This is a genomic window from Neorhizobium sp. BT27B (genome assembly GCF_050455485.1).
GTDB lineage: Bacteria > Pseudomonadota > Alphaproteobacteria > Rhizobiales > Rhizobiaceae > Neorhizobium.
In genome coordinates, this window is the sequence record NZ_JBCIYT010000003.1 from 155,869 (window position 1) to 173,458 (window position 17,590).

A 17,590-nucleotide genomic window follows, 5' to 3' on the forward strand; every position below is an offset into this window, starting at 1 on the left:
TCCGTTCAGTAGCTGGCTTTATAGACCAGCGGTACCCATTCGTAATTCGTTTCGTCGCGGCGGACATGGCCGATGCCGGGGAAGGCGTGGTGCGCGCCGGCCACCAGATACTTTTTGTCTGCCGCATCCGCAAAAGCGAGAGCGCGGCTTGCTGCCGCCGCCTTCTGATCGACGTCGAAGGACACGGTGATTTCCGGGTGATCATATTGCAGCACGTCGCCATGGGCGATGTCGCCCCAGAAGATGATATTCTCGCCCTTGCTCTCGACGATGATGCCGCTGTGACCCGCTGTGTGACCGGCATGCAGGACGGAACCGAAGCCGGGGATCGGTGCGGCATTGTCGGCAAAGGTCTGGAACTTTCCGGCTTCGACATAAGGGCCGACGGATTTTTCGGCCTGGGTGATCTGCGGGCCGAGTGTCTTGTCGGCCTTGGCTTTGGCATCCGCCTTCAGCCAGAAATCGGCTTCGCGCTGGTTCACATGCAGGATGGCGTTTTCGAAAACGCGCTTGCCGTTGATGACGAGACCGCCGGAATGATCGGCATGGATATGGGTGAGGATGACGTCGTCGATCTCCGATGTCTTGTAGCCCGACGCTTCGATATTGGCGACGAGTTTGCCGAGCGATGGCCCCATCAGGTCGCCGGTGCCGGCATCGATGAGAACCAGCCGTTCACTGGTATTGACGAGGAAGGCGTTGACCGAGGTCTCGCTGTCGCCGGCCTGAAAATGACCTTCCAGATAGGTCTCGGCGTCAGCCTCCTTGATGTTCTTGTAGATCTTCGCCATCGGCAGTTTGATGGTGCCATCGGACAGTGCTGTGACTTCGTAATCGCCGAGTTTCAGGCGGTAGAAGCTGGGCACTTGTGTGCCGATGATGGCAGCCTTGGCGAAGGCGCTGACGGGCAGGGCGGAGATTGCACCGGCGGCCAATGCCAGGCCGGCGGTGTTGGTGAGAAGCGAGCGACGGGTCTGCATGGAAAACTCCAGATCGATTGATAGGCGGTCTTGAACTGACCTGGAGAGCACGTATGTATCGGTGCATCAGCAAACAAATCGATCCGGCTCATGACAACTATCGATCATTTCAATCTGCGCTGCTTCGACCTCAACCTGCTCGTGGCCTTCGATGCACTGATGGCGGAGGGCAGCGTCACCAAGGCGGCGAAACGGCTGAAAATCCAGCAGCCGGCGATGAGCCATTCGCTGTCGACCTTGCGAGTGCTGTTGCAGGACGAGCTTTTCATTCGTGTCGGTCAGGTGATGCAGCCGACGGCGCGGGCACGCAGCCTTGCCGTGCCGGTGCGCCACGCTCTGCGGCAAGCACAGCTGGCGCTGACCGGTGGACTTGCCTTCGATCCGGCGACCGAGGAGCGGACGTTTCGGATTGCCATGTCGCCGGAAATCGAGCTGCTGCTGATCCCCGATCTTACGGCACGGTTGAGACGGCTTGCGCCGGGCATCAAGGTTTTGGCGCGGGTTTTTCCCTATGAGGCGATGGAGCCATCGCTGGAGGATGGCAGCATCGATCTGGCGGTCGGCTGCACCTATACGAAAACCAGCCGTCGCTCGTTCGAGGCGCTTTACGATGTCAAATTCGCCTCCTGCTACAATCCTGCCTTGCTGTCGCTGTCGAACCCGATCGCGCTCGACGACTATCTGGCCGCCGAGCATGCCACCATCACCCAGAACGAGACATTGCAGGGCTGCATCAAGGATGCGCTGGATCTGGCCGGCGTCGAGCTGAACGTGGTTGCGGCGGCGCCCGGTTACATGTCGGTTCTGTCGGCGGCGCAGGTCAGCCCGGTGATCGCAACAGTGCCGAGCCGGATTGCCGAGCGTTATGCGCCGCTGCTCGGGCTGGAGGTCAGCCCGCTGCCGGTACCGCTGACCTTTCCGGCAGTCAGCATGGTTTGGGCCAACCATGCCGATGGCGACCTTGCCAATGCCTGGCTGCGTCAGCAGATCCGCGAGGTTATCGGCGGCGAGGATGAGCAGACCGGCGTGGTGCCGACCGTTGTGACGCGCGCGTTGAAAACGGCCTGAAACCCGGTCGCGTCAGAAGCGTTTGGACAACCACGTGACGCCATTGCCGGCGGTGAAAGGCCCGACTTCGCCGGCGATCTCGTAACCGTATTTCCGGTAGGCGGCGACGGCATCCGGGTTCATGCTGTCGATATAGGCGCCGATGCAGCCGCGGGCTTTTGCCTCTTCTTCCGCCTTGGCCAGCAATTGCCCGGCAAGGCCCTGACCGCGCAGGTTTTCGGGGATGAAGATCAGCTGCGTATAGAGCCAGCCGCGTGCTGTGCGGCCAACGAGGCCACCTTCTACATTGCCATCGGCATCGCGCAGGAAGATGCCGAGCTTTTGCAGATCCGACGGGCCGAACCGCTCGAGATTATAAGCGACGAGAGGGGCTTCGACCGCCTTTTCCTCTTCCGGCAACCAGTCTTCGGTGATGGTCAGTTCGATGGTCATGCTCTCTCCCCTCATCGATTGCCGAAGGGCGATAGCAGAGAGGTGAGGCGGCCGTAAAGGCTGTGGCTTTCAACGGACAAAAGAGAGAAGCCGGCCCGCCGCGACGGCAGGCCGGTAAAACGTTAGCGGCCTTCACGCCACCACATGGCCGAGACGGCCATCAACAGCGCGGCGAGACCAGCAAAACCGGCAAACAGCGGCAGCGTGTTGATGCCGCGCAGCACGGTTTCGTCCGTCATGCGGATGGTCATGCGATTGGCATCGGCCACCCGCACAGCACCGCGAACGGGCAGAATGTCGGGTAGGCGGATGCCGTCCTCGCTGGCGACGCGGGTGACGAGGCCGCGGGTTTTTTCCGCGTATGGGGCGAGCGTCTGTTCGGTCGAGACCATCGCCTTGAACTCCGGCGCATCGACCGCACCGACATGTACCAGCGTCGAAAACTCGCCGTTGGACACTTCGAACAGGCCGGTTTCATCCATCCGTTTTTCGAGCTTGTAGAGGCCGGGGCCGGATTGGGTGAAGGGCAGGCTTTCGGTCTTGCCGGACGGATATTTGACTGTTGCCGGGCCCGGATCGTCACCGATCGTCTGGCGGGTGGCTTCCAGCGTGCGACCGGAGGCGCGGGCGGTGAGTGCCTCTTCTTCCAGTTCCGGTTCCTTCATCAGCCAGTGGGCGATGCGGCGATAGAGATCCACATGCGGGCCACCGCCTTCGAAACCACGCGCCCACAGCCAGCCCTGATCGGAGAGCAGCATGGCGACGCGGCCTTCACCCTGTCGGTTGAGGACGAGGAGGGGGCGGTCGCCATCGCCTTCCATCACCGTCTGGCCACGCGGCGGCGCGACATCGACGGTGCGAAACCAGCGGCCCCAGGCCGGCGGGTTCTGCGTTGAGCCTTCGAGGCCACGGGTGACCGGGTGTTTCTGGCCAGCAGCCGACAGGTGCGGGTAGAAACCTGCATTGTGCATCTCGCCGGTCGGCGAGGCGGGCAGGACCTGTTCCAGCGGCGTCGAGGCGATCGAATCCTCGCCGGCATGTTCGGGACCGGCGGCAATCAGCAGGGCGCCGCCCTTTTCGACATATTGCGAAATGTAATCGTAATAGAGGATCGGCAGCACGCCGCGGTGTTTGTAGCGGTCAAAGATGATCAGGTCGAAATCGTTGATCTTTTCGACGAACAGTTCGCGGGTGGGGAAGGCGATCAGCGACAGTTCGTTGATCGGCGTGCCATCCTGCTTTTCCGGCGGGCGCAGAATGGTGAAGTGGACGAGATCGACAGAGGCGTCGGATTTCAACAGGTTGCGCCAAGCGCGTTCGCCCGCATGCGGCTCACCGGAGACCAGCAGCACGCGCAGGTTCTGGCGGATGCCGTCGATGACGTGGACGGCGCGGTTGTTGGCGGTGGTGACTTCGCCGGGAATGCCGGCGACGGAAAATTCCATCACGTTGTTGCCGCCGCGCGGCACGGTGAAGCTGAACGGCGTTTCCGCACCGGGAGCCGCTTGAATGATGGCGACCTGTTCGCCGTTGATGCGCACCGTCACCTCGGCCGAGCCACCCTGTTGACGGCCGTCGTCGAAGACGCGCAGCGTCATGTCCTGACGTTCGCCGACAATGCCGAAACGCGGGGCTTTCACCACTTCGATGCGACGATCGTATTCGTCCGGCTGGCCGGTGATCAGGCCGTGGATCGGCGCGTCGAAACCGAGATCCTGATTGATGCCGGGCATATCGTGGATCTGGCCATCGGACAGGAAGATGGCGCCGCCGACGCGGGCAGGGGGGACATCCGACAATGCTGCGGAAAGGGCGCCGAACAGTTGTGTCGAGGGGGAGTCTGAATCCGGGTTGTCGTTGACCTCGACGATGCGCGGTTCGATGCGCGGGAAACGCGACAGGCGTTCCTTCAGGCCTTCCAGCGCCCGATTTGTCTGCTCAGTGCGGTTGGCTGTTTCCTGGCTCTGCGAGCGGTCGACGATGACCGGGACGATGGTCGAAAGCTGTTCGCGGTCTTCCTGTGTCAGAAGCGGATTGGCGATGGCGAGCAGCAGTGCGACGAGCGCAAGAGCGCGTAAAAGAGAACCGCGCAGGCCGCGCAATAGGCTCAAGACCACAAGGATGGCGGCAAACACGCCGAGGCCGGCAAGGATCGGCCATGCGAAGAAGGGGGAGAATTCGATGGTCATCGGCAGCTCCCTTTATTGTCCAAGACGTTCGAGCAGGGCGGGGACATGCACCTGGTCGGCTTTGTAATTGCCGGTGAGCATGTACATCATGATGTTCACACCGCTTCTGAAAGCGTGCTCGCGCTGCATATCGTCCGGCGGCACCGTCGGAAGCACGGAATTGCCCTGCGCATCCACCGCCCATGCCCCGGCAAAGTCGTTGCCGGTGATGAGGATCGGCGTCACGCCGTCGCCGGAAGACGAGAGGCCGGTGCCCTGATTGCGGGCATCCTGACGCGCCTCCACCCAGAGCGGGCTGCCATTGTAACGGCCGGGGAAATTGTTGAGCAGATAGAAGGAACGGGCGAGAACGTGGTCGCTCGGGGTCGGCTCCAGCGGCGGGATGTCGATATTGGCGAGGATCGCCTGCAGGCGTTCGCCGTTGGGGCTGGTGCCGCCGCTATCGAGCGAGCTGAACTGGTCGCGCGTGTCGAACAGAACCGTGCCGCCGCTGCGCATATAGGCATCGATGCGGGAAATGGCGGCCGCCGACGGCATGGGCGCGGTGGCGGAGACCGGCCAGTAGATGATCGGGTAGAAGGACAATTCGTCCTTGGTGATGTCGACGCCCACCGGCGCTCCGGGCTCCAGCGTGGTGCGATAGGTCATGAACTGGCTGAGGCCATCCAGGCCCTGTTCGGAAATACGGTCGACATCGCCTTCGCCGGTGATGACATAGGCGAGATGGGTGGTGTCGAGGCGCTCGAGGATGGTGTCGTCGCCGGGTTTTGCGTGTTCGATCGGGGCGTTCGGATCGGGCGCGGACTGGGCGGGTGCGGATTGTGCCGGTGGCGCGGGCGGCGTCTGGGCATGGGCATCACCCGGCTGAGCGAAGGCAATCGCGCCGGCGAAGACTGCGAGCATGGCAGCGGCACGACCGGCGCGCGGCAGGCGGGCGAAACCGCCATTCATGAACAGCACGATCAGCGTATCGACAAGCAGCATGAAGAAGGCAGCGGCAAACAGGAGAGGGCGCAGCGACCACGCTTCACCACCGGCAAGCCCCTGCCGGACGATCGGGAAAACGGCGGACGAGGGGTCGAAGGGCGAGAGCGTTGCGTTGGGTGCCAAAAGGTTCACGGCGGTAAAACCTTCCTCCGAACCATAAAGGCCGGGCGGATTGTCGAGGCTGGCAATCGGCGTGGCGCCGACCTTGATGGCCAGCGGACGGGCGCTGCCGACTTCGGTCGACAGAATGCCGTCAGCCGTGAGCAGGCGGTAAGGCGGCAGGGCTGCGGCCGTCGCACCCGCTTCCGGCGGGGCGGCGCCACCGGCGCGCGACAGTTGCACGAGACGGCGCAGCATTTCGACGAAATTGCCGGAGATCGGCAGGTTCGACCATGTCGCATCGGCGCTGACATGGAAAAGAATGATGCGGCCGGCCTCGACCTCACGCGTCGTCACCAGAGGCGTGCCATCGGCAAGGCTTGCCCAGGTGCGCTCGTTGAGATCGGGCGTCGGTTCCGCCAGAACCTGACGGCGCACGGTGATGTCGGCTGGCGGGGCCATGCCGGCGAAGGGGCCGAAATTGGGGAAGGCGGCGAGAGGCTGCGGATCGGCCCAGGACATGGCGCCACCCAGCGCGCGTTCGCCCTGACGCAGGCGCACCGGCACAAGCGGATCGTCAGCCGGGGCCGCGGCAAGGCGCGGGCCGGCAAAACGGATCAGCGTGCCGCCACGGTTCAGCCATTGCTGCAGCGGCGCATAACTTTCCTCGGGCAGGCGACCGACATCGGCCATGACGATGGCCGACGGATTGCTGGTCAAGATTTCGCGCAGCGATGCGGCAAGATCGCCACCGCGCGGCTGTATCAGGTCCGCATAGGGTTCGAGCGCTCGGCTGATATAATAGAGTGGCAAAAGCAGCGGCTGAAAGTCATTGCCGCTGTCGCCGGAGAGAAGGGCGATGCGGCGGCGCTTGAAACCGTCGTCGAGCAGATGCGTGGCACCAGCCGTGGCAATGCCCTCGACCGACAGGCGGGCGAAATCGTTGCGCAGTTCGAACGGGGCGTTGATAGTGGCCGTCGCGGTATTGGCGCCGGCTGCGAAATCGAGTGTTCCCGTTGCCAGTGAGCGGCCCTGCTGGTCGAGCGCATTGACGGAAAAGTTCTGGGCGCCTTCGGTCTTCAGGCGTGTGGCGTTGACCGACATGGCGGCGGCATTGTTGGTGGCGCCGGTGACGGCGAGGGATTTCTGGCCGTCGCCTTCGATCAGCTGCATGTCGCGTGGTGACAGGCTTGCCAGCGCCGTCAGCATGTCGCCATCGGCAGGTGTGGCTATGCCATCCGAGAGGTAGGCGAGCGTGCCGGGCTGCGTGCCGTTCAATGCTTCGGTGACGGCGCGGGCGGCGCGCAGGCGATCCGGCACCAGCGGTTTCGGGCGGGCGGCGGCAAGATGTTCGCGGGCAACGGTGGCACTGGCGGGCACGGCGTCGTGGGTGGCTTCGGCGGTGAAGACCAGCGAGACCGGTATTTCGGCTTCGGCGGCGTCACTGATCATCAGGTCGGCGGTCTGCACGCGGCGTTCCCAGTCTTCTGCACTTGCCCAGCTGTTGTCGACGATCAGCACCAGCGGGCCGCCGGAGGCCAGCGGATTGCTGCGCGGGTTGATGACCGGATCGGCAATTGCCAGAATGACGGCGGCGGCCAGCAGGATGCGCAGCAGCGTCAGCCACCACGGGCTTTGCGCCGGCGTTTCCTCGCGTTTCAGGACGGTGGCAAGAATGCGCAGCGGCGGAAAAACTTCCGAACGCGGACGCGGTGGTGTGAGCCGCAACAGCCACCAGATGGCGGGCAGGGCGATCAGTGCGAAGAGGATGGTGGGGCTGGCGAAGGCGAAACCACTCATACATTCGCTCCTGCGCCAACGCCAGACGATGCATTCGGCACGATACGCGGCGGATTGCCTGAGAGGTAACCGTGCACGGCGCCGAGAGCCTCGGATGCCAGATGATCGGTGCGGTGTACGATAAAGCTCCAGCCCATGCGGCGCAGCGACTGGCCGAGATTTTCGCGGCGCGCCAGATAGGCATTGCGATAGATCTCGCGGACGGATTCGGCTCGGCCAGAGACCAGCTTTTCGCCGGTTTCGGGATCGGTGAATTCGGTGCGGCCGCTATAGGGGAAAATCTCTTCGGCCGGATCCGCCACTTCGATGACATGGCCGCGCAGGCCACGGCGGGCAAGCGGCGCGACGCGCTGCATGATGCGGTCGGCATCATCGAGAAAATCGCCGATCAGCACGATATCGCTGGCGCCACGGATCATCTCCGTTTGCGGCAGGCCGGTGGATGGCGGAGCGTGGACGAGCGCGGTCGCCAGCCGTTCGGCGGCGTTGCGGGCCGAGACCGGTTCCATGATGCCCGGACACCCGATGCGTTCGCCCGACCGAGCCAGCACTTCGGCGAGCGCCAGCATCAGCACCAGCGCCCGGCTTTCCTTGGAAACGGCCGCATAGGTGGATTTGTACATCATCGACGGCGACATGTCGGCCCACAGCCAGACGGTGTGGGCGGCTTCCCATTCCTTGTCGCGGATATAGGTATGGTCATCGCGGGCGGAGCGGCGCCAGTCGATGCGGGCGAGGCTTTCGCCATCCGCATAGGGCCGGAACTGCCAAAAATTTTCGCCGATGCCGCGCTTGCGGCGGCCATGCCAGCCGGCGATCACCGTATTGGCGATGCGGCGGGCCTCGACCATGCAATCGGGCACGAGGATGGCCCGCTGCCGGGCACGGCTGAGAACTTCTGCGCTCGGCGTCTGGTCGACGATCTCACCGATGGATGCCACGCGTACTCCTTTCGGTCGAACGGTTTTAGCCGCGGACCTGTTTTGCCAGACCGGAAACCACGTCACGCACGGTCATGCCTTCGGCGCGGGCCGAGAAGGTCAATGCCATGCGGTGCTGTAGAACCGGTTCGGCGAGAGCGGCGACATCGTCCAGCGATGGGGCGAGGCGGCCTTCATAAAGGGCGCGGGCGCGGGCGCACAGCATCAGCGCCTGACCGGCGCGCGGGCCGGGACCCCAGGCGACGTGGCGATCGGTCATGGTGTTGCCATGGCCGGGGCGGGCGGAGCGGACAAGCGAGAGGATAGCATCGACGACCTTGTCGCTGACCGGCATCTGGCGGATGAGCGACTGGATTTCGAGAAGGCGGGTGGCATCGATGACGCCGCGGGCCTTGGCTTCGGAAATGCCAGTCGTGCCGAGCAGGATCTGCCGTTCGGCGTCGAGTTCCGGGTAAAGCACATCCACCTGAAGAAGGAAGCGGTCGAGCTGGGCTTCCGGCAGCGGATAGGTGCCTTCCTGTTCCAGCGGGTTCTGGGTGGCGAGAACGTGGAAGGGGGCGGGCAGATCATACCGCTGCCCGGCGACGGTGACGTGATATTCCTGCATCGACTGCAAAAGCGCCGACTGGGTGCGCGGCGAGGCGCGGTTGATTTCGTCGGCCATCAGCAGCTGGGCGAAAACCGGTCCCTTGACGAAGCGGAAGGAGCGGCGGCCGGTTTCGTCCTGATCCATCACCTCGGTGCCGAGAATGTCGGATGGCATCAGGTCAGGCGTGAACTGGATGCGGTTGCCATCGAGGCCCAAGACGGTGCCGAGTGTGGTGACCAGCTTGGTCTTGGCGAGGCCCGGTACGCCAACCAGCAGCGCATGGCCACCGGAGAGGACGGCGAGAAGCGTGTTTTCGACCACCTGCTCCTGACCAAAGATCACCTTGCCGACTTCTTCGCGGATGGCGGCGATATCGGCGAGCGCCTTTTCGGCGGCGGCGATGATGGCTTTCTCATCGAGTGGAGTTTCTGTGGACGTCATCACACCCATTGGGTTCTCCATCTGTCGGTTTTTTCGCGGCTTCTGCGCAATGGCGGTTCGATATTCATATCGGGAATGCTGCACATGCGCACTATCGCAATGAACTTATTCCCAGTTTGACGGCTGACAAGCCGACGCTGAATGACTATCTCGTGACTCAATTGTCCTTAAAGGTCGAACCGGGACACAATCATGGCGACGGAACGGATAAATCAGGCGGCAGACGCCGCAGGTCTTGCAGCGATGATTTCGCGCGCCTCCGAGCAGACCGGCGACGGCAAGCGTGGCCTGCCGCCGGTAGAGCGCTGGAATCCGCCGTTTTGCGGCGATCTCGACATGGAAATCCGCGCTGACGGCACATGGTTCTACATGGGCACGCCGATCGGCCGGGCGCCGCTAATGCGGCTGTTTTCCACGGTTCTGCGCAAGGAAGACGACGGCAAAACCTATCTCGTCACGCCTGTGGAAAAGGTCGGCATTCGGGTTATCGACGCACCTTTCGTGGCGGTTGAGATGACGGTGACGCAGCGGGATGGCGTGACGGTTCTGACGTTCAGGACAAATGTCGGTGATGTGGTCGAGGCGGGTCCTGACAATCCGCTGCGATTCGAGATCGCTGGCGAAAATCGCGAGCTGAAGCCTTATCTGCTCGTTCGTGGCCGGCTGGAGGCGCTGGTTTCGCGCGCCGTGATGTATGATCTGGCCGAACTCGGCGAGACGGAAGAGATTGATGGTGTGTCGATGTTCGTGATCCGCTCGGGCGGCGCGGTGTTTCCGGTGATGCCGCAGGCCGAACTGGATGCGCTTGTCACATGACGCAATACCCGCTTTTTTCAGCAGGAGATTTTCGTGCGCGCGCGCAGGACCAGATGGGGCTGCCGCTCGAGGAAGCGTGGAATGCACACGGCGACCATGCGCTCAATCCGCTGTTCGTGGCGCGGGCGCAGGAACTGAAACTGCGGGATGCCGCCGTGCTGGTCCCGGTCGTTGACGATGGGGAAAAGGCGAGCGTGATCCTCACCCAGCGCACCACGACGCTGCGAAAACATTCCGGCCAGATCGCCTTTCCGGGCGGTTCGATTGACCCCGAGGACAGGTCACCGGAAGAGGCGGCCTTGCGCGAGGCGGAGGAGGAGATCGGTCTTTCGCGCCTGTTCGTGGAACCGGTCGGGCGTTTGCCGACCTATTTCACGCCGACAGGTTTTCGCATTACGCCGGTGCTGTCCGTCGTCAAGCGCGGTTTCGAGCTTGAACTCAATCCGGCCGAGGTGGCTGACGTGTTTGAAGTGCCTTTGCCATTCCTGATGGACGAGGCCAATCACCAGCGCGGCAGCCGTGTTCTTGACGGCGTCGAGCGACATTTTTTCCTGATGCCCTATGGCGAACGCAATATCTGGGGCATTACGGCCGGGATACTGCGCACGCTCTACGAAAGGCTTTATGCATGACCGGTCCCACCAACAAGAACATTGCCGACGAGGACTGGTTCAACAATCCGGCGCTGAAACGTGTGCTCGATCTTTTGAACGGTGATGGCGGCGAAACGCGCATCGTCGGTGGCGCGGTGCGCAACGCGCTGATGGGCTTAGCCATTCAGGATGTGGATCTGGCGACGACGCTGCTGCCGACTGATACGCAGGCGCGGGCGAAAGCTGCCGGCATCAAGTCGGTGCCGACCGGCATTGCCCATGGCACGGTGACGCTGGTGGTCGATGGCCAGCCATTCGAGGTGACGACGCTGCGACGCGACGTTTCGACCGATGGCCGCCATGCCGAAGTCGCCTTCGGGACCGACTGGCAGGCCGATGCCGAGCGGCGCGATTTCACCATCAATGCGCTGTATGCCGATCGCGAGGGCAATGTCGTCGATCTGGTCAAAGGTTTGGCCGATATCGAGACGCGGACGATCCGTTTTATCGGCGATGCCGCGACCCGCATTGCCGAGGATCATCTGCGCAGCCTGCGGTTCTTCCGGTTTTTTGCCTATTACGGTTCAGGCCGGCCGGATGCCGACGGTTTGCGTGCCGTTGCCCGCGCCAAGGACAAGCTCTCGACGCTTTCGGCCGAGCGCATCTGGGCCGAAACAAAAAAGCTGCTGACCGCCACCGATCCGTCGCGTGCGCTTTTGTGGATGCGCCAGACCGGCGTGCTTACCGAAATTTTGCCCGAAACGGAAAAATGGGGCATCGATTCCATTCATGGCGTTGTCGCCACCGAAGCTGCGCTCAATTGGAAACCGGATCCGCTGTTGCGGCTTGCGGCCATCGTACCGGTCGATGCGCCACGCCTTGCCGAAATGGCCAAGCGGTTGCGCATGGCCAATGCGGAAGCGGCTCGCCTGGAAAGCTGGGCAACGGCGCCGGCTCTGCCCGACGAGGTGACGGATGTCGGCTTTGACCGCATTCTTTATCGCTCGGGGCGTGATGGTCTGATCATGCAACTGAAGCTGGCGCTGGCTTCGGCACGCGCCAATGCCGAAGGCTACCCGATCGCAATGCGTAAGGCGGCGCGTCTTTCCGTGCTGTTGAAGCGAGCGGAAAATTTCGAGAAGCCCATCTTCCCATTGAGCGGTGGCGATGTCATCGCGGCGGGCATGGAGCCGGGACCAAAGGTCGGGGCGCTGCTGGCGGAACTGGAAACGCTCTGGGTGGAGCGCAATTTTTCCCTCGACCGGGCAGCGCTGACTGCCCGGCTGGCCGATCTAGTGGGCAAGGCGGATTAGGCCGCCTTGCTGCCCGCCTCATCACGAACACGGGCCTTGATATTGTCGACCATGTTTTCGCGGATGAATGTTTCGCCATGGGCGGAGCGCATGTGCTCGACGGCACGCCGCACCACCTCGGCATCCTCATCAGCCCGCGTATGCCACTCGCAACCGGGAACCAGCGTTCCGCATTCGAACAGTCTCATGATGTTTCCTCCTTGGATGGGGCAGGCGAGCGGTCTCGCGCGAGCCTGTCCATGAGGAAAACTAGCGTCGTGGCTGGAGGTTTCCATGCAAAAGCAAATTCAATTCAGGGCTGATGTTGGTCGCTGAGGACATCTTGACGCTTTATCGTGATTTACGTACATAAATCTGTACAGATTTTACAGCGGGTTTGAGCATGGCAAGTGTGCGCTTCACGGACTTCCGGCAGAATTTCGCCACGCATTTCGACACGGTTCTGGAATCGCGCGCACCGCTTCTGGTGACGCGTCAGGGCAAGGAATCCGTCGTCGTTCTTGCCGAAGGTGAATATGAGAGCCTGCAGGAAACGCTGCATCTGCTTTCCACGCCCGCCAATGCCGATCGCCTGCGCGACGGTCTCGAGCAGCTCCAAGGCGGACGGGTCGTCGAAAGAGACCCGACCGCAGAATGAAGCTGGTCTGGACGCTCAATGCCTGGGATGATTACGAGTTCTGGCAGAAGAACGATCCAAAGATCGTTGAAAAGATCAACGAACTGATCAGGAGCGCCAAACGCACGCCGTTCGCTGGCCCGGGAAAACCCGAGCCGTTGAAAGGCGATCTCACCGGTTTTTGGTCCCGCCGCATCTCAGGCGAGCACCGGTTCGTTTATCGCATGGCCGGTAGCGGTGATGACCAGCGTCTGGAAATCCTGCAATGCAGTTTCCACTACCGGAAATAATATCGTTTCGCCTCTACTCGGCCAGCGCCCAGGCATGAAAAACGGAACTGTGTTCCTTGGCGCCGGGTGGCTGAGCCACCGTCTGGTCATTGGCCGCCGGAAGGTGTGACGGTTTTCCGGCCAATTGGCGGCGCACCTGCGCGACGTAATAGGAATGCGGAAAATCCGGATCGCCCTTGGCCCTGAGATCGCGCGCCATACGGTCGATCAGTTCCTCGGTGGCGATGTTGCGTTCCGGCTTTTTATGCTGCTGCGGTATGCTCTGCGATGCGACCATTGCGACATCCTCCCTGTGCTACCGGCCTTGACAGCCGTCAGAAAGCTAGCACCAAGAGATGTGATTTGGATATCGCTTTTGTTAACTGATCGCTAAATTATGATCAGGGCCAGCGCACCATTGGCGGCAGTGACGACAGGATCGCCTCGACATTGCCGCCGGTCTTCAGGCCAAACAGCGTGCCGCGGTCGTAAAGCAGGTTGAATTCGACGTAACGGCCACGGCGAACCAGCTGTTCGTCACGATCGGCCTGCGTGAATTCCGAGTTGAAATTGCCGCGCACGATCTGCGGGTAGACCTTTTCGAAGCAACGACCGACATCCTGCACGAAGGCAAAGTTGGCGTCCCAGCCCCCCTTGTCCGCCTGCGGCGTCAGCCAGTCGAAGAAGATGCCGCCGATGCCGCGCGCCTCGTTGCGGTGGGGCAGGAAAAAGTATTCGTCGCACCATTTCTTGTAGCGATCGTAATCGGCGACGCCAGCATGGGCATTGCAGGTGTTTTCGAACACCTTGTGAAAGGACTGGCTGTCGGCGTCGTCCTGCGTGCGGCGACGGTCGAGCACCGGTGTCAGGTCGGCACCGCCGCCGAACCACTGGCTGGACGTCACCACCATGCGGGTGTTCATGTGCACGGCCGGCACATTGGGATTGACCGGGTGGGCAATCAGCGAAATGCCCGACGCCCAGAAACGCGGGTCTTCATCAGCACCCGGCATCTGCTTGCGAAAGTCTTCGGAAAACTCGCCATGGACGGTGGAGGTGTGGACGCCGACCTTTTCGAACACGCGGCCTTCCATCATCGACATGCGGCCGCCGCCACCGGCGCCGCCGTCGCGCTGCCAGTCTTTTCCGACGAAACGGCCGGGCGTGCGATCGGACAGAGGACCGGAGACTTCGTCTTCCAGCGCCTCGAAGGTGGAACAGATCGTGTCGCGCAGGCTCTCGAACCAGGCTTTGGCGGTTGCCTTCTTTTCCTCGATGCCCTCGGGCAGGCCCTTTGCGAGCTGCGGCCGTTCCATGTCGTTCCTTCCGGTGTCGTCCTGTTTGGCTTCCCGTTTTATGCTGCCACGTGAGGCGCGGTCCGGGAATGTCGTTGCGCAGCCTATAACGCTTTCAGAATCGACTCGCAAAGCCTGCAACCGCGCATTATCTTGCTTTGTGAAAGGTAGCGCGCATGACGATAACGAAAGTCCCGCCGCTCGACGGCCTGAAGCGCAGGATGGATCGCCATCGCCTTGGAAAGGCGACCGCGACAAATGGCCATTTCGTGCGCGAGACTTTTTGCCTCTCGAGGCCGGAAGCGCGCGAAAAGGCCAAGGAATGGTTCGATGCCTTTCCCAAGGCCGCTTACTGGACCGAAGTCGAAAGCTGGCGCCAGCTTGAAGGTGACCAGATCGAGTTCACCATGCGGCGTCTGCCGACCGCCGACTGACCTTCAGAAACCCGTCTGCCGCAAGGCCTCGCCGACGATCATCGCCGCCGACATGGCGACATTGATCGAACGCTGACCTTCGCGCATGGGGATCAGCACGCGGGCATCCGCCGCTTCATGGACAGTGTCCGGCACACCGGCGCTTTCACGGCCGAACAGAAGAATGTCACCCGGCTGGTAGGTGAAATCGACATAGGGCAGGGCGGCTTTGGTGGAGCCGAGCACGAGACGGCGGTTTTCACTCTGCCGCCACGCGTCAAAAGCCTGCCAGTTGACGTGGCGCACCAGCGATACCGAACCGAGATAATCCATGCCGGCGCGTTTCAGGTTGCGGTCGGAAATGTCGAAACCGGCCGGCTCGATGATGTCGACGCCGAAGCCCAGGCAGGCGGCAAGCCGCAGGATCGTGCCGGTATTGCCGGGGATGTCTGGCTGGTAAAGGGCGATGCGCAGGTCTGTCATGGATGATGTCCTTAAGCGAAAACGGTGTTTTGGCTCAAGTCCTGTCTTCGGCGGGTGACCTGTACCATTCTCGCCATGCAGGTTTTTCGGTTCAAATGCAGGCAGATGGGAGTTTTTTGACCAACTCCTGTGCGTTTGCTCTTTCCAATTTTTCTGGTTGACGTTACAAAACGCTCCAACCGAAACGCCAGCCAAGGAGGCCTACATGGATATGACCGTGCGCACACGCCTTCCGGCCCGAGTTCTTTCTGCTTGAGCGTTTCGCGGTTCCACTGAACTTTTTCCCATTCTGATCGTTGCGTGACCGTCACAAGGTCGCGATATCTCGTTTTCCGGCTGCCCGGCTTTCGCATGCGTCGATGATGTCTGTGAGTGAGCAGTCGCCGACTGACGGAGCTTTTTATGTTTTCCTGGTTCGAACGGCGCATCAATCCGTATCCGGATGCCGCCCCGACCCTGCCGCCGAAGGGGCTGTTTGCCTTCTGCTGGCATTATACCAAGCCGGTCTGGCCCTGGCTTGTGCTGATGTCGATCCTGACGACGCTGATCGCGCTCGGCGAAGTGGCGCTTTATCGATTTCTCGGCGATATCGTCGACTGGCTGTCTACGGCCGATCGCGAGACCTTTCTTGCCCGCGAAGGCATGAAGCTGGTGATGATGGCGCTGGTCGTGCTGGTCGCGTTGCCTCTGGTGGCGACGCTCAACTCGCTGATCATGCACCAGATCATGATGGGCAATTTTCCGATGGTGGCGCGCTGGCAGATGCACCGGTATCTGCTTCGGCACTCGATGACCTTTTTCGCCAACGAGTTTGCCGGCCGTGTCTCGACCAAGCTGATGCAGACATCGCTCGCCATCCGCGAAGTGGTGATGAAGATTCTCGACGTCTTCGTCTATGTCGCCGTCTATTTCATCTCGATGATCGTTGTCGTTGCGGCGGCGGATCTGCGATTGGCCGTTCCGCTGGTCGTGTGGATCATCGTCTATGGCCTGACGGTGTCTTATTACGTGCCGCGTCTGCGCAAGATTTCGGCGGCGCAGGCGGATGCGCGTTCGATGATGACCGGCCGCGTGGTGGACAGCTACACCAATATCGCCACCGTAAAACTCTTCTCGCATACCGGTCGCGAAGAGAGTTATGCCCGCGATGCCATGCAGATGTTCCTGGGCACCGTGCACGACCAGATGCGCAAGGTGACGATGTTCCAGGTGCTGGTCTATTTCTACAACTGCGCGGCGCTGTTTGCGGTCGCAGCTCTGTCTATCTGGTTCTGGCTGGACAGCGCCATTTCGATCGGTGCGATTGCCATCGCCATCGGTCTCGCCATGCGTATCAACGGCATGTCGCAATGGATCATGTGGGAGGTCTCGGCCTTGTTCGAGAATATCGGCACGGTTTATGACGGCATGGAAATGATGACCAAGCCGCATGACGTGACCGACAAGCCGGCGGCGCCAAAACTGAAAGTGCCGGAAGGTGCTATCGCCTACGACAACATCCGCTTCCACTACGGCAAGAACAAGGGTGTGGTGGAAAACCTGACACTCAATGTCGCTGCCGGCGAGAAGGTCGGTCTGGTCGGGCGTTCCGGTGCCGGCAAGACGACGCTGATGAACCTGCTGCTGCGGTTCTACGATCTGGAAGGCGGGCGCATCACCATCGACGGTCAGGATATTTCGGCGATCTCGCAGGAGAGCCTGCGCGCCAAGATCGGCGTGGTGACGCAGGATACCTCGCTCCTGCATCGGTCGATCCGCGACAACATCGCTTACGGTCATCCCGGTGCGACGGACGAGCAGATCATCGAGGCGGCAAGGCGCGCATCGGCTTGGGATTTTGTCGAGACGCTGGCCGACATGCAGGGCCGGACCGGTCTCGATGCCCATGTCGGCGAGCGTGGCGTCAAATTGTCCGGCGGTCAGCGCCAGCGTATCGCGATCGCCCGCGTGTTCCTCAAGGATGCACCAATCCTTGTGCTGGACGAGGCGACGTCGGCGCTCGATTCCGAAGTCGAGGCGGCCATTCAGGAGAACCTGTTCTCGCTGATGGAAGGCAAGACGGTTATCGCCATCGCTCACCGCCTGTCGACGCTGACCGAGATGGACCGACTGGTCGTGCTCGACAAGGGCAAGATCATCGAGACCGGCACGCATCAGGAACTGTCCGCCAGCGGTGGTATCTATGCCGATCTGTGGCATCGTCAGTCCGGCGGTTTCCTGGGTGATCACACAGAGGATGCGGCTGCGGAGTAGGTTTCTGCCTGTC

At 61.9% G+C, this 17,590-nt stretch carries 18 protein-coding genes; 8 read left to right on the forward strand and 10 right to left on the reverse strand.

Features of this window, described 5'->3' with window-relative positions; genetic code table 11:
• Positions 1–5: 5 nt before the first annotated feature.
• Entirely contained in the window at positions 6–980 is a 975-nt protein-coding gene (locus tag AAIH70_RS09475) for an MBL fold metallo-hydrolase (RefSeq protein WP_132272000.1), read from the reverse strand.
• A gap of 90 nt (positions 981–1,070) precedes the next feature.
• On the opposite strand from AAIH70_RS09475, the gene AAIH70_RS09480 reads away from it, so the two are divergent.
• The gene (locus tag AAIH70_RS09480; RefSeq protein WP_132272001.1) at positions 1,071–2,048 is read left to right on the forward strand and encodes a LysR family transcriptional regulator; all 978 of its coding nucleotides are present in this window, start codon (positions 1,071–1,073) and stop codon (positions 2,046–2,048) included.
• 12 nt (positions 2,049–2,060) lie between these two features.
• Here AAIH70_RS09480 and AAIH70_RS09485 read toward each other — a convergent pair whose 3' ends face one another.
• The 5 genes from AAIH70_RS09485 to AAIH70_RS09505 all read right to left on the reverse strand — a co-directional run bounded on the left by AAIH70_RS09485 (position 2,061) and on the right by AAIH70_RS09505 (position 9,535).
• Positions 2,061–2,480, reverse strand: a complete 420-nt coding sequence (locus AAIH70_RS09485) for a GNAT family N-acetyltransferase (RefSeq protein WP_132272002.1) — start codon at positions 2,478–2,480, stop codon at positions 2,061–2,063.
• Positions 2,481–2,602: 122 nt separating this feature from the next.
• Positions 2,603–4,669 (reverse strand): hypothetical protein, encoded by a 2,067-nt coding sequence (locus AAIH70_RS09490; RefSeq protein WP_132272003.1) that lies wholly within the window; start codon positions 4,667–4,669, stop codon positions 2,603–2,605.
• A 12-nt stretch (positions 4,670–4,681) separates the two neighbouring features.
• Complete coding sequence (locus tag AAIH70_RS09495; RefSeq protein ID WP_132272004.1) at positions 4,682–7,555, reverse strand: DUF4159 domain-containing protein; 2,874 nt, start codon at positions 7,553–7,555, stop codon at positions 4,682–4,684.
• The gene (locus tag AAIH70_RS09500; protein WP_132272005.1) at positions 7,552–8,496 is read right to left on the reverse strand and encodes a DUF58 domain-containing protein; all 945 of its coding nucleotides are present in this window, start codon (positions 8,494–8,496) and stop codon (positions 7,552–7,554) included. The genes AAIH70_RS09495 and AAIH70_RS09500 overlap by 4 nt, the downstream gene beginning before the upstream one ends.
• Positions 8,497–8,521: 25 nt before the next feature.
• Positions 8,522–9,535 (reverse strand): AAA family ATPase, encoded by a 1,014-nt coding sequence (locus AAIH70_RS09505; protein WP_132272006.1) that lies wholly within the window; start codon positions 9,533–9,535, stop codon positions 8,522–8,524.
• 183 nt (positions 9,536–9,718) lie between these two features.
• Between AAIH70_RS09505 and AAIH70_RS09510 the strand changes: the two genes are divergently transcribed.
• The 3 genes from AAIH70_RS09510 to AAIH70_RS09520 are packed head-to-tail and all read left to right on the forward strand — an operon-like array spanning position 9,719 to position 12,248.
• Positions 9,719–10,342: a DUF1285 domain-containing protein gene (locus tag AAIH70_RS09510; RefSeq protein WP_132272007.1), complete on the forward strand. Its 624-nt coding sequence runs from the start codon at positions 9,719–9,721 to the stop codon at positions 10,340–10,342.
• Complete coding sequence (locus AAIH70_RS09515; RefSeq protein WP_132272008.1) at positions 10,339–10,974, forward strand: CoA pyrophosphatase; 636 nt, start codon at positions 10,339–10,341, stop codon at positions 10,972–10,974. Before AAIH70_RS09510 ends, AAIH70_RS09515 begins: the two co-directional genes overlap by 4 nt.
• Positions 10,971–12,248: a CCA tRNA nucleotidyltransferase gene (locus AAIH70_RS09520; RefSeq protein WP_132272009.1), complete on the forward strand. Its 1,278-nt coding sequence runs from the start codon at positions 10,971–10,973 to the stop codon at positions 12,246–12,248. The genes AAIH70_RS09515 and AAIH70_RS09520 overlap by 4 nt, the downstream gene beginning before the upstream one ends.
• On the opposite strand, the gene AAIH70_RS09525 is transcribed toward AAIH70_RS09520, so the two are convergent.
• On the reverse strand, positions 12,245–12,436 hold the full coding sequence (locus AAIH70_RS09525; RefSeq protein ID WP_132272010.1) for a DUF1059 domain-containing protein: 192 nt from the start codon (positions 12,434–12,436) through the stop codon (positions 12,245–12,247). The two genes, AAIH70_RS09520 and AAIH70_RS09525, sit on opposite strands and share 4 nt — an antisense overlap.
• Positions 12,437–12,630: 194 nt before the next feature.
• Between AAIH70_RS09525 and AAIH70_RS09530 the strand changes: the two genes are divergently transcribed.
• Positions 12,631–12,885 carry a type II toxin-antitoxin system Phd/YefM family antitoxin gene (locus AAIH70_RS09530; RefSeq protein ID WP_132272011.1) on the forward strand — a complete coding sequence of 85 codons (255 nt, stop codon included), beginning with the start codon at positions 12,631–12,633 and terminating at the stop codon, positions 12,883–12,885.
• Positions 12,882–13,154, forward strand: a complete 273-nt coding sequence (locus AAIH70_RS09535; RefSeq protein WP_132272012.1) for a Txe/YoeB family addiction module toxin — start codon at positions 12,882–12,884, stop codon at positions 13,152–13,154. The genes AAIH70_RS09530 and AAIH70_RS09535 overlap by 4 nt, the downstream gene beginning before the upstream one ends.
• A gap of 13 nt (positions 13,155–13,167) precedes the next feature.
• Here AAIH70_RS09535 and AAIH70_RS09540 read toward each other — a convergent pair whose 3' ends face one another.
• Entirely contained in the window at positions 13,168–13,431 is a 264-nt protein-coding gene (locus AAIH70_RS09540) for a hypothetical protein (RefSeq protein WP_132272013.1), read from the reverse strand.
• Positions 13,432–13,534: 103 nt separating this feature from the next.
• Positions 13,535–14,449, reverse strand: a complete 915-nt coding sequence (gene hemF, locus AAIH70_RS09545) for an oxygen-dependent coproporphyrinogen oxidase (RefSeq protein ID WP_132272014.1) — start codon at positions 14,447–14,449, stop codon at positions 13,535–13,537.
• A 155-nt stretch (positions 14,450–14,604) separates the two neighbouring features.
• Here hemF and AAIH70_RS09550 point away from each other — a divergent pair, with 155 nt between their 5' ends.
• Positions 14,605–14,862 (forward strand): hypothetical protein, encoded by a 258-nt coding sequence (locus tag AAIH70_RS09550; RefSeq protein ID WP_165931931.1) that lies wholly within the window; start codon positions 14,605–14,607, stop codon positions 14,860–14,862.
• Positions 14,863–14,865: 3 nt separating this feature from the next.
• On the opposite strand, the gene AAIH70_RS09555 is transcribed toward AAIH70_RS09550, so the two are convergent.
• Positions 14,866–15,324 carry a tRNA (cytidine(34)-2'-O)-methyltransferase gene (locus AAIH70_RS09555; protein ID WP_132272015.1) on the reverse strand — a complete coding sequence of 153 codons (459 nt, stop codon included), beginning with the start codon at positions 15,322–15,324 and terminating at the stop codon, positions 14,866–14,868.
• 402 nt (positions 15,325–15,726) lie between these two features.
• Here AAIH70_RS09555 and AAIH70_RS09560 point away from each other — a divergent pair, with 402 nt between their 5' ends.
• A complete protein-coding gene (locus AAIH70_RS09560; protein ID WP_132272016.1) occupies positions 15,727–17,577 on the forward strand; it encodes an ABC transporter ATP-binding protein in 1,851 nt (616 codons plus the stop codon).
• Positions 17,578–17,590 lie beyond the last annotated feature (13 nt).

Bases quoted from the DNA above. Each gene is read 5' to 3' on its own strand.
- AAIH70_RS09495 (WP_132272004.1), bottom strand. From the start codon at position 7,555: ATGAGTGGTTTCGCCTTCGCCAGCCCCACCATCCTCTTCGCACTGATC.
- AAIH70_RS09490 (WP_132272003.1), bottom strand. From the start codon at position 4,669: ATGACCATCGAATTCTCCCCCTTCTTCGCATGGCCGATCCTTGCCGGC.
- AAIH70_RS09540 (WP_132272013.1), bottom strand. From the start codon at position 13,431: ATGGTCGCATCGCAGAGCATACCGCAGCAGCATAAAAAGCCGGAACGC.
- AAIH70_RS09530 (WP_132272011.1), top strand. From the start codon at position 12,631: ATGGCAAGTGTGCGCTTCACGGACTTCCGGCAGAATTTCGCCACGCAT.
- AAIH70_RS09510 (WP_132272007.1), top strand. From the start codon at position 9,719: ATGGCGACGGAACGGATAAATCAGGCGGCAGACGCCGCAGGTCTTGCA.
- AAIH70_RS09480 (WP_132272001.1), top strand. From the start codon at position 1,071: ATGACAACTATCGATCATTTCAATCTGCGCTGCTTCGACCTCAACCTG.
- AAIH70_RS09535 (WP_132272012.1), top strand. From the start codon at position 12,882: ATGAAGCTGGTCTGGACGCTCAATGCCTGGGATGATTACGAGTTCTGG.
- AAIH70_RS09560 (WP_132272016.1), top strand. From the start codon at position 15,727: ATGTTTTCCTGGTTCGAACGGCGCATCAATCCGTATCCGGATGCCGCC.
- AAIH70_RS09475 (WP_132272000.1), bottom strand. From the start codon at position 980: ATGCAGACCCGTCGCTCGCTTCTCACCAACACCGCCGGCCTGGCATTG.
- AAIH70_RS09520 (WP_132272009.1), top strand. From the start codon at position 10,971: ATGACCGGTCCCACCAACAAGAACATTGCCGACGAGGACTGGTTCAAC.
- AAIH70_RS09555 (WP_132272015.1), bottom strand. From the start codon at position 15,324: ATGACAGACCTGCGCATCGCCCTTTACCAGCCAGACATCCCCGGCAAT.
- AAIH70_RS09550 (WP_165931931.1), top strand. From the start codon at position 14,605: ATGACGATAACGAAAGTCCCGCCGCTCGACGGCCTGAAGCGCAGGATG.
- AAIH70_RS09515 (WP_132272008.1), top strand. From the start codon at position 10,339: ATGACGCAATACCCGCTTTTTTCAGCAGGAGATTTTCGTGCGCGCGCG.
- AAIH70_RS09485 (WP_132272002.1), bottom strand. From the start codon at position 2,480: ATGACCATCGAACTGACCATCACCGAAGACTGGTTGCCGGAAGAGGAA.
- AAIH70_RS09505 (WP_132272006.1), bottom strand. From the start codon at position 9,535: ATGGGTGTGATGACGTCCACAGAAACTCCACTCGATGAGAAAGCCATC.
- hemF (WP_132272014.1), bottom strand. From the start codon at position 14,449: ATGGAACGGCCGCAGCTCGCAAAGGGCCTGCCCGAGGGCATCGAGGAA.
- AAIH70_RS09525 (WP_132272010.1), bottom strand. From the start codon at position 12,436: ATGAGACTGTTCGAATGCGGAACGCTGGTTCCCGGTTGCGAGTGGCAT.